At 41.5% G+C, this 13913-nt stretch carries 11 protein-coding genes and 1 pseudogene; 3 read left to right on the top strand and 9 right to left on the bottom strand.

The window, feature by feature from the left end:
• Positions 1-42: 42 nt before the first annotated feature.
• From V7K62_RS09915 to V7K62_RS09880, 7 genes are all read right to left on the bottom strand, one after another.
• Positions 43-1611: a sodium:solute symporter family transporter gene (locus V7K62_RS09915; RefSeq protein ID WP_334863758.1), complete on the bottom strand. Its 1569-nt coding sequence runs from the start codon at positions 1609-1611 to the stop codon at positions 43-45.
• A 53-nt stretch (positions 1612-1664) separates the two neighbouring features.
• Positions 1665-1940 carry a DUF485 domain-containing protein gene (locus V7K62_RS09910; RefSeq protein WP_334863757.1) on the bottom strand — a complete coding sequence of 92 codons (276 nt, stop codon included), beginning with the start codon at positions 1938-1940 and terminating at the stop codon, positions 1665-1667.
• A gap of 1186 nt (positions 1941-3126) precedes the next feature.
• Entirely contained in the window at positions 3127-4518 is a 1392-nt protein-coding gene (locus V7K62_RS09900; RefSeq protein WP_334863756.1) for a hypothetical protein, read from the bottom strand.
• Between the two features lie 244 nt (positions 4519-4762).
• Positions 4763-4921 (bottom strand): hypothetical protein, encoded by a 159-nt coding sequence (locus tag V7K62_RS09895; RefSeq protein ID WP_334863755.1) that lies wholly within the window; start codon positions 4919-4921, stop codon positions 4763-4765.
• 2 nt (positions 4922-4923) lie between these two features.
• Positions 4924-6594 carry a phosphatidylglycerol lysyltransferase domain-containing protein gene (locus tag V7K62_RS09890; protein ID WP_334863754.1) on the bottom strand — a complete coding sequence of 557 codons (1671 nt, stop codon included), beginning with the start codon at positions 6592-6594 and terminating at the stop codon, positions 4924-4926.
• A 10-nt stretch (positions 6595-6604) separates the two neighbouring features.
• Positions 6605-7504 carry an alpha/beta hydrolase gene (locus V7K62_RS09885; protein WP_334863753.1) on the bottom strand — a complete coding sequence of 300 codons (900 nt, stop codon included), beginning with the start codon at positions 7502-7504 and terminating at the stop codon, positions 6605-6607.
• Positions 7505-7646: 142 nt separating this feature from the next.
• Complete coding sequence (locus V7K62_RS09880; protein ID WP_334863752.1) at positions 7647-8624, bottom strand: alpha/beta hydrolase; 978 nt, start codon at positions 8622-8624, stop codon at positions 7647-7649.
• Between the two features lie 151 nt (positions 8625-8775).
• Here V7K62_RS09880 and V7K62_RS09875 point away from each other — a divergent pair, with 151 nt between their 5' ends.
• The 3 genes and pseudogenes from V7K62_RS09875 to V7K62_RS09860 all read left to right on the top strand — a co-directional run bounded on the left by V7K62_RS09875 (position 8776) and on the right by V7K62_RS09860 (position 12921).
• Entirely contained in the window at positions 8776-9717 is a 942-nt protein-coding gene (locus tag V7K62_RS09875; protein WP_334863751.1) for a lysylphosphatidylglycerol synthase domain-containing protein, read from the top strand.
• A gap of 279 nt (positions 9718-9996) precedes the next feature.
• Positions 9997-10386, top strand: coding sequence for an agenet domain-containing protein (locus V7K62_RS09870; protein ID WP_334863750.1), 390 nt, complete (start codon positions 9997-9999; stop codon positions 10384-10386).
• Between the two features lie 263 nt (positions 10387-10649).
• Positions 10650-12921 (top strand): annotated as a pseudogene (locus V7K62_RS09860) (tetratricopeptide repeat protein).
• A gap of 361 nt (positions 12922-13282) precedes the next feature.
• On the opposite strand, the gene V7K62_RS09855 reads toward V7K62_RS09860, so the two are convergent.
• On the bottom strand, positions 13283-13672 hold the full coding sequence (locus tag V7K62_RS09855) for a PIN domain-containing protein (RefSeq protein ID WP_334863747.1): 390 nt from the start codon (positions 13670-13672) through the stop codon (positions 13283-13285).
• Complete coding sequence (locus V7K62_RS09850; RefSeq protein WP_289794873.1) at positions 13659-13904, bottom strand: AbrB/MazE/SpoVT family DNA-binding domain-containing protein; 246 nt, start codon at positions 13902-13904, stop codon at positions 13659-13661. The genes V7K62_RS09855 and V7K62_RS09850 overlap by 14 nt, the downstream gene beginning before the upstream one ends.
• Between the last annotated feature and the right edge of the window lie 9 nt (positions 13905-13913).

Here is a 13913-nt window from a genome sequence, read left to right as displayed (position 1 = left end):
TCGCTGGGGCTTAAGTTTACGCTTGTTTATTCGTTGACAAAATCACATCTCAGAACCAATGTGAATGCGATCCTCAACTTCCGCAAACTTTTCTAGTGCCTCCTGTTCAGTACTCAATAGTGAAACGACAATCGCCACAATAAACGCCAGTGGGATACTAATTAATCCCGGATTTTTCAGCGCAAAGGGTGCAGAAGCGTGCTTGAGAATCGTTACTTGAATCGTAGGTGACAAATAAATCAGCACTAAAGAGGAGACAGTACCTACTAACATACTTGCAACAGCACCGTTGGTGGTGAAGCGTCGCCAAAGCATTGATAAGAGCAACGCTGGGAAGTTTGCACTAGCTGCGATCGCAAATGCTAAACCTACCATATAAGCCACATTTTGCCCTTTAAACAAGATGCCCAGGAATATCGCCACTAACCCTAAAACCATTGTCGCACCACGAGCCACTTTCAGCTGTTCTGACTCGTCAGCATGACCCGATCGCACCACGTTCACCCACAAATCATGAGACAGTGCAGCTGCACCTGAGAGTGTCAACCCAGCGACAACTGCCAAAATAGTTGCAAAGGAAACAGCGGCGATAAAACCTAAGAAAGCATCACCACCGAGAAATTCTGCCAACATCGGCGCAGCCATATTACCACCAGTACCAATTTTCTCAATGGCATCTTTACCTACTAGCACCATCGCTCCAAAGCCCAGGATGAAGGTAAGGAGATAAAAAACGCCAATAATAGCTGTGGCATAAGTAACAGAGAGCCGCGCGGCTTTGGCGTCGGGTACTGTATAGAAACGCATCAGGATGTGGGGTAGTCCAGCAGTGCCGAACATCAACGACATCCCCAAAGAGATCGCATCAAAGGGGTCAGAAACCAGTTTGCCCGGAGCTAATACACCTGTATACTTCTGGGATGCAGCAGCGAAAAGAGCGATCGGGTTAAAGCCAAATTGTGCCAGTACCAAGATAGCTAGTAAGATCGTTCCGCCAAGCAACAGAACTGCTTTGATAATTTGTACCCAAGTGGTGGCAATCATCCCGCCAAAAATCACATAAGCCATCATCACACAACCGACGATGACCACAGCTAATTCATAATCAAAGCCAAACAGCAGTTTGATTAGCTCCCCAGCACCTACCATCTGGGCAATTAAGTAAAAGCTAATTACTACCAGTGTTCCAATTGCAGATGCTATGCGTACAGGTTTTTGTTGTAAGCGAAAAGCTACTACATCGGCAAAAGTGTATTTACCTAAGTTACGTAATGGTTCGGCAATTAGGAACATAACAATCGGCCAGCCCACCAGGAAGCCGATAGAATAAATTAAGCCATCAAAGCCGTTAAGTGCCACCAGCCCAGTGATACCTAGAAAGCTAGCTGCACTCATAAAGTCTCCTGCTAGGGCTAGTCCATTTTGGAAACCGCTGATTTTACCGCCAGCTGTATAGAACTGTGCCGTATTTTTGGTGAGTTTTGCCGCCCAATAGGTAATGCCTAAAGAACTGGTGACAAACAGAAAGAAGAATGCGATCGCCAACGGGTTAAACTTACCAAGATTGGTAATATCCGCCGCTAGTGGCAGATCGAACCACACACTATTCATGCTTTTTTGGTTTAGTATTTTGGATTTGGGACTAGAAATTGCTAATAGCTAATTTACTTGCGTGTCAGCCTTGCGATTTGGTCGTCGTAACTGCTATTTGCCCAACGCACGTAGATAAAAATTAATATCCATGCTGAGACAATTACCAGCGCCCCTAGTAAAATTCCCAAACTGAGGCCAGGAACTACCAATGACCCTAGCAGGGGCTTATTGAACGCGATTAATAGGATAAAGCCAAAGTAAATAAACATCATGGCTCCAGTGAGAATCAGGGATACCCGCCAACGTTCCGCTGCGAGAGCCTGGAGAGCCTTTGTGCGATCGCTCATGTCTTCCTTTAGGTTGAGAAGATTAGGTCAGATTGTCTCATTGAAGCTGATTTCTGCGTAATTTTCTTAAAGATTATTAGTAAATCTATTGCTATATCAGGTAATAAAATTAACTTTGCAAAGTGATATATCAAAATAACAAGACAATAGCGACTCTGTTTTGAGTCAGATAAACATAAAACTATAGATGCAGCTACACACAAATAAAGCTGATCTATTGAGTGATTTGTGATTTTATGGAAATAAGTATTTTTTTATACTAATTATTTCAGCCATTAACTCAGCTATTAAATTTTTATATACTAAGAAATAAAATAAACACGTAGTTACTACTAGGCTTTAAAATCCTTCAAGTGTTATGAAATATTTTTTTAAGTTATCAAATCAACTGAGATTAATAAAAGTAGTAAACTTTGATTTATAAAATATACCAAAAATCACCCTAGCAGGTTATAGCGTTTCCTGATCACATGAGATACATCATAGTCCCCTCCTCGCTTGCTCTTAGGGGGTTGGGGGTGGGGTTCTTGTACCTCACTCAACTGAGAACCGCTATAAGTAAATATTTTAATAATATTTATATCAAGAGCTTGTTATTACACAGATGGGGCATTACCAAAATTTAGTAAAGTATGTTTATCCAAACACTCATCACAGAGCCGATTCATTTTTTCAGAATCGTTGCCATTGTCATATTCTCCATCACTTTGCATGAACTTGCTCACGGCTTGGCTGCGATGAGTCAGGGAGATCCCTCCCCGCAAGCGGGGCTACGGTGTACACACAAGTCCTAAAAACCCTGCTTGATAAGGCTTGACTCGTTCCCATGCAGAGCATGGGAATGCATTCATTGAGTCAGAGACTCAATGTCTAATATCATGTCCGCTTGATTAGTTATTAAACCCAAAGAACCCCACCCAGCCAAAGCTACGCTTCGTCTCCCCTGCCGAAGAGCGGGGAGGGGATTAAGGGGTGGGGTGCAATGACTGGGGGAATCATAACTAATTATCCGAACATGATATAACTGGAGGCAGAGCCTCTAATCAGTCATTCCCATGCAGAGCATGGGAACGAGAAAACATGGGAAATCGAGCTTTTTTCGACTTGTGTGTACACCGTAGGCTCTTCGGGAGGGGGTAAGGTTCTTTGAAAATCGCTATATTTGATAAGTCGGGGATCTTGTCGATCACAAATGATTTAGGATAGCCACCTCTTTGCTGTAATATTCAGTTTTTGCATAGATGCCGATCATACTATCACTAACTGCAAAAAAAGTACCTTCTTGCTCATCTTTAGAAAATTGCAAATTTGGGTATTTAGCAGCAGCTTCTTCAGCAGTTATGGCTTTTGCTTCCATTTTATCTGGTAATACTCCAGTACAACCAATGTAAAATACTAAGGGAGAAATCTTTTCTTGGTAGATATTTTCTGCATATTGTTCTAGCTTGGTATTCGCAATTGTCAATGCTGCAACCATTTCCTCTTTGCTGAACTGCGTACCAGTTTGTTTATCCTGCAATAACTGCGCCAAACTATCAGCACCAACTTTCTTAAGAATACTTCCAACAATGCCATTTTGCTCAAGCCCCAGAAAATCATCAAAAATTGGTTTCATCAACTCGTCAACTTTTGTAATCTTGGTGCGTGATGAGAGTAACCTGTGCCTAACAGTGAGATTCTGATTAAATGCCATCTCAAAACTGGGCTTAACGATAATTTCTCCAGTTTCCTTGTCATAAAGACGATACATTCTATTGAGAAACCTGTTAGCAGAAGGTAACTTACTCAGGTTCAGAATATCTTGGCTACCAATATCGATTTTATAGCTCAATTTTGAGTCAATAGTACCATTATCTAAAGCTTCGTTGATGTCGGTGTATTCGTTAGTTGTAGGAAAGTTGATGTAAATATTCTTGGACAGATAGTGCTTTTTAAATTCATCTAACTGTGCGTCTATAAATACATCTGACTCCTTTTTTAAGTGAGCGCAAATAATACTAGTTAGTACTTTAATTTCTGCTAATTCATTGAATAGCCCATCAAGACTGCTATAACGACTATTAGCACTTACAAGCGGCAAGTTATCTAACTGAATGGTATGTTCAGCCCGGAAGTCAAATTCTTCTGCATCCAGTATGCCTTTTTCTTTGAGTAAATCAAAGACTTTTTTACTGCTAATTTTGACTTGTAATGACTTTACGTTGATTTTGCCGTCACTGACAATCGTGTAATTATTAAAGGTGTTGAGGTCATTTACTAACAAACCTGCAACTTCAATCGTAGGAGTTTTGTCTTCAAATTTGGCAAGTTTAACTCTACGTTTGATAAGCATATTGATAGTAGCAGTGTTGCGGTTAAACTGAAACTCGCCCAGAGCAACATACTCAGTATCATCCATATATTCTGTTCTCAACCAAGGTTGGAGCAGTTCTCCATTTTCGTTTCTAACACCTCTAATACGCTTAATACCTGTTCTTTGATAATATTCTTGTAGATGCTTGATATTGACGATAATATTATTGCGGGATTGTGCAAATACTTGGATTAGTTCTACCAGAGAGATTTGATTCTTTGTCATATTACCACCTTCCAGATAAAGGTCAATAATCTTTTAAAGGCACGGTTATTGAAGTCTATTAATATTCCAAAATAAGCTGTTATAACCGTGCAAAATTTAATGGTAAGTTCGTGGACAATTGAGAGTTTAAGTTTAAACGCAGAGGGGCGCAAAGTTTGTTTGAGTCTATTCGCTACGAATTTAGACAAAGCTGTACTTCGCGTTGCATACTTATCGGATATTCAGGCTTTATAGTACAAGTGTATCACATAAATACCAAGTTGTGTAGGCGTCGCCCCTGGTAGACATCGCTGTGCAATGAGGTGTTATGGTGTTGCTGATGATTTCTGCCATACTGCTGAATAACGCCAGAATATATGCTTTCTAACCCTTGCACCCTTGAGAGACTTTGTTTTGAGTCCACATTTAGGCTCCGGGTTTGAAATAATCGAAGAGGCGATCGCCTGAATCTGCGCGAATCAATGCCACAACTACATCCGGTAAGGCGGTTAAACTGGGGTAAACCAAATAACGCGGTTCCCAACGGGGGCGGAACTTGTCTTTGTAGGCGTGCAGTCCCTTGAAGTTGTAGAAGCGATTCAAATGCTCATAAAGATAGTGCAATACTTTCTCCAAGCGGCGTGATTCTGGGTTTTCTCCAACTCCTGCTAGCGCAGAAAGACCGAAATTAAAGCTGTCGTAACCACACTCTTTAAAATGCTGGAGCAGGGAAATAAATAGAAAGTCCATTGTGCCATTTTCAAGAGATGGGCGATGTCGCATCATGTCAATAGTGGCTTCGTTAAGTTGGTACTCCCGGACAATGTTGGCAAAGGCGCTGATCTGACCTTCGGGATTATGCACCACAGCAATCTCGCACTCTCGCAGGTAAGCTTCGTCAAACCAACCCAAAGAAAATTGTTTTTCTGAACCTTGTACCATTTTTAGCCATTCATCACTTACAGGTTTGAGGAGGTGCAATAAATCATTGGCGATGGGTGGTTGGTAAAAGTCGATTTGGTATCCTAGCTTAGTTAAACGACTAATTGATGGTCTAAAGTTTTTACCGGCTTTACCTTGTAACGTAAAACTTTTCAGGTCAACGATCGCTTCCTCGCCAATCTTGAGTACCTTAAACCCCAATGACTTGTAAAGCTCAACATCATCAGGCATAGTTTGGTAAAAGCCAGGATACCAGTCATTGCGCTGGCAAAACTGCCAGAAAGCAACAATTGTCTCTTTGCGGTCTTCAATCGGGCCTATCGGATCTCCTAAAGCGATCGCGCCCCGTCCTTTGGGAACATAAGCAATTACACTATTACCCGAAGGACTGAAATAATAACTTTTATCATTTAAGAGTGTGAGCGCTGCTAAAGAAGAACATCCATGTTGCTCGACAATTTCTTTAGCTCTTTGCCGCTCATTTGACGTTGCTAAATTCCGCCAAAACACAGGTTGCAAGAGCATTACCATTGCATAAGTAATAGTACCTGCGGCAATAATATAAATAGAGTTAGCAAAAAAGTCTCCAAATCGACTCTTTGGTTGCAGTCCCCAATTATCCTCGGTGAAGAACATTGCCAAAGTCTGAACTATCGCTTCACGCCAATTAAAATTCTCTGAAAACTTGCCGTCTAACAAGTAAAATCCAATAGTTCCGTATGCCAGAGTAAATAATAAAGCGCCTATTAGCACTCTGACTCCCCGTGCGATCGAAGGACGGTCTGATCGCGCTGTAAAAAAATGGCGCATCAAGATTAATTGCACTAGTAAAACTCCAGAGAGTAGACTTTCTTCATAGTCCAGTCCCTTCAGCAAGTGGCTGCAAATGGAAATTACTAGTAAAGCAATGGTCAGTAACCAGGCTATTCTTTTCCGGCGTAATAAATTAGTAGCAAGTGTTAGTAAAACAAACCCAGTCAATGCTGCAAATATATGACCACTGGCACGAATTTCAAATGGTAAAAATTCCTTCAACCAGTGAGTTCGCCCAGACAGGTTAGGTGTCACTGCTGATAACAAATTTACTACTCCGACTAAACCTGTTAGGAAAGCTGCACTCCAAAGTCCAATCTGAGTTTTTAAATTATTGGTCATTTGTCATTTGTTATTTGGAATTTTTAAACTGTTCTCCGACATAGGAGAGCGAATCTTTGAGATGTTTGTGAAAGTAGTTCCAACCTACATCTGCACCAGACAAACCATGACCTCCAGGAAATGCATAAAATACATGAGCAATGCCTAGTTTATTTAAGGTTTCGCTGAAGGCTTTAGTAGAAGCTAGCAAATTAGTATCCTTCAAACCAGCATCTAGATAAACACGCAATCGCTTCCTATCTTCAACTGGTAGCTGTTGCACAATTTGTTGAGGACTATTTTGTGAACCGCTGTCATCAGTAAAGTAACCGCTATGGCTAAACAAAATCTGGAAGTTGTTGAGATAGCGTAATCCGATATTAAATGCCCCCCATCCCCCAGAAGACAGACCTCCCAGCGCCCAAAACTGGGGTTTTTCTAAAGTGCGGTAGCGCGACTTGACAACTTGTACTAATTCCGAACCAATCAAAGTCCCCACTTTGCCATTCAGCCCATCAAAATAATCAGGATCGTACAAAGGACTAGAGCCGCGATTATCATTACCATCAGGTGTAATTACAATCGATGGCGGTAATTTTCGACTTTGGTAAAGTTCATGCAATACGTCTAAGAGTGCGTATTTATCAGCATAAGCACGAGCATCATCATGACCACCGTGTAGTAAGAATATCACAGGGTAGCGCTTTTGGGGATTTTTGCTATAACTAGGCGGCAAAATCACGCCGTAGTTACGGACTGCACCCATCGCTTGGGAGTTAAAGCTTGCTAATTGAAACTTTAGCCCAGTATTTGCCTCTTCTTGGGGTGGGTCTAGTTGTGGCGCACCTAAAATGAATACATAATAATAACCAGCAGTAGTAAGGAGTGCGATCGCTCCTACTAAGCCAATTAAAAATTTATAAATCTTCATATTTTTTTAGCGGTTAAAAAAATCACCTCCATTAGAACTTACTATAGTTAATCTGCTGAAAAATTGCAGCAGTCTTGTCCACATTGATGTTTAAATATCAACGGTTTTGCAAACAAAATAGGATTACTACTACCGATAATTGCTAATTATTTTGAGTATTATTCTGATGATTAACACTTAAATTATCAGCCCTACGTGCTATTTTAGAAGCTCGAAATTGTTCACCGACAAACGTCAATGAATCGGCTAAATGTTCTCGCCAGTATTGCCAAGTGTGACTGCCAGGAAACTGACGAAAAGAGTTCTGAATTTTAAGTTTATTTAGGACTTTAGTAAATCGTTCGGCTTCGTCGATTTCCTCAATATCTGATGTACCCGAATCCAGGTAGATTCTCAACCTTTTTTGAGCTTGTAGGGGAATGGTTTTGATATAAAATATGGGGCTATTTGCTGGCCCACTTTTATCACGAAAATAACCACTATGACTAAATAAAATCGAGAAATGATCCACGTTATGTAATCCTACATTGATTGCTCCCCAGCCACCAGAAGATAAACCACCTATCGCCCAAAAATCTGGATTAGTTAGTGTACGATAACGGCTTTGTACAACTTTGACTAACTCATCCCCCACGGCTGTAGAGACTTTACCGTTAGGGCCATCGATATACGCCGGATCTCGATAGGGACTAGAGCCACGTTTGTCGTTACCATCTGGTGTAATGATAATACTGGGTGGTAACTTACCTGTAGTATAAAGTTGTTCTACTGTCTTGAGAGCTTTTCCCTTATTCTGATTAAACCAATCACTGGGGCTTCCATGGCCACCGTGGAGGAGAAAGATTACAGGATACCTTTGTTTTGGGTTTTGCTCATAGCCAGGAGGTAAAGAAACGCCGTAGGTGCGACTTGCACCCATTGCTTGACTATCGTAGGTTTCAATTTTGTAGGTTAGGAGAGTAGCTGAATTACTAGTATTGCGCTGAGTTGGAAGAACGGAAGGCGTTGTTTGTAAATCGTGCTGTTGCGGTGGTTTTGCTACGACACCTTGGGAGAAATTACAGCCAACTAGGGTTAATACTGAAAATAGCAAGAGAATTTTAGATTGTTTGTAGTTCATCTTTGAAGGGCATTGGCTAAACAGGGCATTGGGTAGTTCGTGCTTGCCTTCAAAAGCTTATGCAAATGATATGTCAATGCTGTGTCAATAGGATGGAAACTTTACGACTGGTTGTAAATTAAAAGTCAAGAGTTAGGATGAGTTTTTCACGATGCTTAAAAAGCTGCGACTCAATTTCAGTTCTTTGTTTGGCTTGTTGCTGCTGGTGCTTTCCCTGTGGGCGATCGCTAACGAATTGCGTCAGTATAATTATCGTGATATCCTCAACTCTCTAGCTGCTATTCCCAAAAGCCGTTTAAGTTGGGCAATTTGGCTGACAGCTTTGGGCTATGTAGTGATGATTGGGTACGATATATTGGGTTTTAGTTACATTAATCGTTCCCTAAGTTGGAACAAGATTGCTTTAACTAACTTTATTAGCTCTGCATTTAGTAATACCATCGGTTTTGCGTTGCTGACTGGCAGTGCTATCCGTTATCGATTTTACTCAACTTGGGGAGTGTCAGCAGTAGCGATCGCTCAAGTAATTGCTTTCGCCAATTTTACCTTTTGGTTGGGAATGTTTGCCGTTGCAGGTTTCTTGTTCCTCATCAACCCTATCAAGATTCCCACTCAATTACATTTACCTTTTGCCACTGTGCGTCCCATCGGCGTAATTTTTATACTATTAGTTGCGGTTTATTTACTAGGAAGTATTTTTATTAGACAAACATTAATAATTCGTGGACATGAATTTCGATTTCCTTCTTTTAAAATATCTCTGGCTCAAGTAGCAATTTCTAGTTTTGACTGGATTCTTGCGGCAGCAGTTCTTTATGCTTTACTTCCTAGCAATATATCTTTGTCATATCTAGACTTTTTGGGCATTTATTTACTAGCGATGTTTGCAGGTGTGGTTAGTAATGTCCCCGGTGGTTTGGGAGTATTTGAAACTATAATTTTGCTGATTCTCTCCTCAAAAGTTTCTGCTGCGGAAGTTTTGGGTTCAATGTTAGCTTATCGGGGAATCTATTATTTCTTACCTTTGCTAGTAGCAGCAGGTTTGCTCGGACTTTATGAAATGAGATTTAGAACAGGGAATTTACAAAAATGAATAAGCTGTAAAGGTCAGTTTCAGTATGAACACTAAGAGATAGATCCTGGACTTGTTGAAGAAGTTGGGGATCTAAGAATTTTAAGTAAGTAAAATCGATAGCTACTGCTAATTTTAAATGCGATGTCTTCACAACTAGCGATGAAAGTTCATAATTTTTGCTGAGGCGATCGCTAATTTAATCCCATAAAAATAGTAACAGTTAGTTGCAAATTTTGAAGTAGATTTTCAGAAATCATCATCAAAATTCCGTTTTACTGATTGAGGAGATAAATAGTCATGAAAAACAAAGTATTGTTTGGTGCCATCTTCATGGCAACTTGGGTAGGAACATTGATTCCTGGTGCTTTTGCGGCTTCACCCTGTTCTGTGGGACAAAAGGCTGAGGTTCTTTGGAAGGAAGCATGGTATCCAGCAACAGTACTTAAGGTTAATGATGAGAAGTGCTATATTACCTACGATGGTTACAGCAGTTCCTGGAATGAATGGGTTGATGCTGAACGCTTTCGGGCATCATTTCAAGCTGGAGATGCAGTGAGAATTTTGTGGAAAGGAAAATGGTATCCAGGACAGGTTTTAGAAGTTAGTAACGATCTTTATAAAATTACTTATGATGGCTACGATAGCTCTTGGGATGAGTGGGTTGAACCTGCCAGAGTAAGCAGATAGAGAATATTTCATTTTTATAAGTTTAAAGGGACGACTTCAACTGTTGGAGTCGTCCCTTAATTTGTTTTATAGCGGTTCTCGGTTGAGTAGGTACTGAATGAACCCCACCCCCAACCCCTCCCCGCAAGCGAGGAGGGGCTATGATGTACCTTCTATGATTAGGAAACGCTATATAATTTATTCTGTTATTTGCTCTGCATTAGGTGTTTAGAGGCTGTTAGACTGAGAAACATAAGTAAAATCTCTTATATTTTGGCAAACTTATGGAGCCAGTATCACTGACAGCTGCTGCGATCGCTGGCATGGGTGGAGTTGGTAAAACAGAACTCGCTTTACAATATGCCATCAAGTACCGCGAAACATACAACGGTGGGCTTTGCTGGTTGCTAGCAAAGCCTGGAGATGTGGGCATTCAAGTTGTGCAGTTTGCCAGAACCCAGCTTGATTTAAAGCCGCCAGAAGATTTTGATTTACTCGCCCAAGTGCAATATTGTTGGCGGCGTTGGTGTGAGGGTGACGTGCTGCTAGTACTGGATGATGTCAGCGACTATGAGGAAGTCAAGCCTTACTTACAGTCGCTACCTTCTCGGTTTAAAGTGCTGATGACTACGCGCCAGAAGTTGGGACGCATCGCACAGTTATCTTTGGATGTGCTGCAACCAAAGGCGGCGCTGGAGTTATTAAAGTCTTTACTCAAAGAAACACCGGGGCGAATTGAGCGAGAATTAGCTGTTGCAAATCAGTTGTGTGAATGGCTGGGATATTTACCTTTGGGTGTGGAATTAGTGGGGCGCTATCTGGCGCAAAAACAGGATTTATCTCTAGCTGAGATGTTGCGGCGGTTGGAGAACAAGCGATTAGATGAGCGTTCCCTCTCTAAATCTAAGTCAGAAGCCGACATGACAACGAGGTGTGTTAGCAGCCTTTGAGTTGAGTTGGCAAGAATTAAAAGACAGTGATAAGCTACTGGGCTGTTTATTGAGTTTATTTGCCGCCGCACCCATACCTTGGAAGTTGGTAGAGCAGTCCTTGATAGAGGAATATGAGGGAGAATTAGAAGAAATTAGAGATGATAGCTTGCTGAATCTGCATTTACTTCAGCGCAAAGGTGAGGGAGTCTACCAACTGCATCCACTGTTGAGGGAGTTTTTCCAATATAAGCTTACAGGTTTAGAACAGGTAGAGGAATTTAAGCGATCGCTTTGTGGGGTAATGGTAGCAGTTGCTAAAGATATTCCTGACTCGCCCACTCTTGACCAAATCACCGCCGTTTCTCCCAACATACCTCATATAGCTGAAGTAGCAAATCATCTTGTTCAATACGTCAGCGATGATGATTTACTTTGGCCTTTCGTTGGTAACGCTCGATTTTATAATGGTCAAGGACTATATTATCAAGCTTTACCTTGGTATGAGCAATGTCTAGAAGTTACTAAAAAGCGCTTGGGAGAAGAACATCCAGATGTCGCCACTAGCCTCAACAACCTAGCAGCACTCTACTACTCCCAAGGCAGATACAGCGGAGTCGAACCCCTTTACATCCAAGCTTTGGCACTCGGGCGCAAGCTGCTCGGAGATGAACATCCATCTGTAGCACAAAGCCTCAACAACCTAGCAGCACTCTACAAATCCCAAGGCAGATACAGCGAAGCCGAACCCATTTACATCCAAGCTTTGGCACTCACGCGCAAGCTGCTCGGAGATGAACATCCAGATGTCGCCACTAGCCTCAATAACCTAGCGTTACTCTACGACTCCCAAGGCAGATACAGCGAAGCCGAACCCATTTTAATCCAAGCTTTGGCACTCTGGCGCAAGCTGCTCGGAGATGAACATCCATCTGTCGCCACTAGCCTCAACAACCTAGCGTATCTCTACAAATCCCAAGGCAGATACAGCGAAGCCGAACCCTTTTACATCCAAGCTTTGGCACTCACGCGCAAGCTGCTCGGAGATGAACATCCATCTGTCGCACTTAGCCTCAACAACCTAGCAGCACTCTACTACTCCCAAGGCAGATACAGCGAAGCCGAACCATTGTATATGCAAGCTTTGGCACTCAAGCGCAAGCTGCTCGGAGATGAACATCCAGATGTCGCACTTAGCCTCAACAACCTAGCAGCACTCTACAACTCCCAAGGCAGATACAGCGAAGCCGAACCCATTTACATTCAAGCTTTGGCACTCACGCGCAAGCTGCTCGGAGATGAACATCCAGATGTCGCTACTAGCCTCAACAACCTAGCAGCACTCTACTACTCCCAAGGCAGATACAGCGAAGCCGAACCCATTTACATTCAAGCTTTGGCACTCTGGCGCAAGCTGCTCGGAGATGAACATCCAGATGTCGCATTTAGCCTCAACAACCTAGCAGGACTCTACAACTTCCAAGGCAGATACAGCGAAGCCGAACCCATTTACATCCAAGCTTTAGATATTTTTGAGCGACAGTTAGGCACAAATCATCCTAATACTGTTACTGTGCGTGAAAATTTGGCATATTTGCGCGATCGCCTCTCCCAAAATCCAGAATAAGCTAGTTTTGTGCAAAGCGTACCGTGATAAAACTGAAAAGTGCGTTAGCGAAGCTCACCGTTCGCGTAGCGTCTCGTAGAGAAGGTATCGCCTAGACTAAAATTCATATTGAACTAAGTAAAAATGCCATTCAACTTACTCAAAATGAGCTTTTACTTTCTCAAAATAAGCTTTGACTTACTCAAACCCCAGTTTGCTTACTCATTTGAGTAATTCACGCATTCATTTTGGTATATCATTGAGCCTACGCTATTATGTGGTTGCGAATGATGGAGAGCAATATCTCCTGTAACAAAAAATTAGCTATGATAAATCATATAATTATCTTTACAAACACAGCAATGTTAATTACCATTTAGGATTACTCAAATAAATCAAATCCCTTTTCACTTCTCAACTTTCTGTCAAAAGTTACTGTTGAACTACAACCAGAATGTTGAGAAATCGCCCCAATTAAATAATCAGAAAAATCTGCACTTCCCTGCTTAAATCTTTGTAATGCTTGATAGATTAAAGAGCGATTTTCTAGCTCAAATACCGAACATTGGAGCATTAATTCTATAGTGTTACTAATTTCTTCCCTACTAAATTGATAAGGATTACTTCGCAAAACCCAAACCAATTCACAAATAACTATATTAGCAACAAAACATTGCTCTCCCCCTTCGATAATTTCAGCAGCTTGCTCCCACTGCTTTTCATCATCTTTTGTCAAATAACGCACTAAAATATTTGTATCAAGTCCAATCACTTGAGCCTTCTTTAATTGCAGCTTCCATTTCTTCTAAAGTTGCGCTTTTCATGCCCGGACGGTGTAAAATCCCTGATAAACTTTGGATAGAGATATTCAGGGGAATTAATTTAACTATTCCATTTTCATCAATGACAAAATCAACCTTACTACCTGTATCAAGGTTAAGATAATCCCTAATTTCTTTAGGAATAGTTACTTGCCCTTTAGTGGTGATGGTCGCACTAGCCATTATCCAGGC

This window comes from Nostoc sp., assembly GCF_036917935.1.
Lineage (GTDB): Bacteria > Cyanobacteriota > Cyanobacteriia > Cyanobacteriales > Nostocaceae > Nostoc.
Note: the sequence above shows the minus strand (reverse complement) of the source record. Positions and strands in the feature narration are given on the sequence as shown.

What these genes read in the sequence shown, in the direction of transcription:
- V7K62_RS09890 (WP_334863754.1), bottom strand. Translation starts at nt 6,594, where the DNA reads ATGACCAATAATTTAAAAACTCAGATTGGACTTTGGAGTGCAGCTTTC.
- V7K62_RS09870 (WP_334863750.1), top strand. Translation starts at nt 9,997, where the DNA reads ATGAAAAACAAAGTATTGTTTGGTGCCATCTTCATGGCAACTTGGGTA.
- V7K62_RS09875 (WP_334863751.1), top strand. Translation starts at nt 8,776, where the DNA reads ATGCTTAAAAAGCTGCGACTCAATTTCAGTTCTTTGTTTGGCTTGTTG.
- V7K62_RS09880 (WP_334863752.1), bottom strand. Translation starts at nt 8,624, where the DNA reads ATGAACTACAAACAATCTAAAATTCTCTTGCTATTTTCAGTATTAACC.
- V7K62_RS09900 (WP_334863756.1), bottom strand. Translation starts at nt 4,518, where the DNA reads ATGACAAAGAATCAAATCTCTCTGGTAGAACTAATCCAAGTATTTGCA.
- V7K62_RS09885 (WP_334863753.1), bottom strand. Translation starts at nt 7,504, where the DNA reads ATGAAGATTTATAAATTTTTAATTGGCTTAGTAGGAGCGATCGCACTC.
- V7K62_RS09850 (WP_289794873.1), bottom strand. Translation starts at nt 13,904, where the DNA reads ATGGCTAGTGCGACCATCACCACTAAAGGGCAAGTAACTATTCCTAAA.
- V7K62_RS09910 (WP_334863757.1), bottom strand. Translation starts at nt 1,940, where the DNA reads ATGAGCGATCGCACAAAGGCTCTCCAGGCTCTCGCAGCGGAACGTTGG.
- V7K62_RS09915 (WP_334863758.1), bottom strand. Translation starts at nt 1,611, where the DNA reads ATGAATAGTGTGTGGTTCGATCTGCCACTAGCGGCGGATATTACCAAT.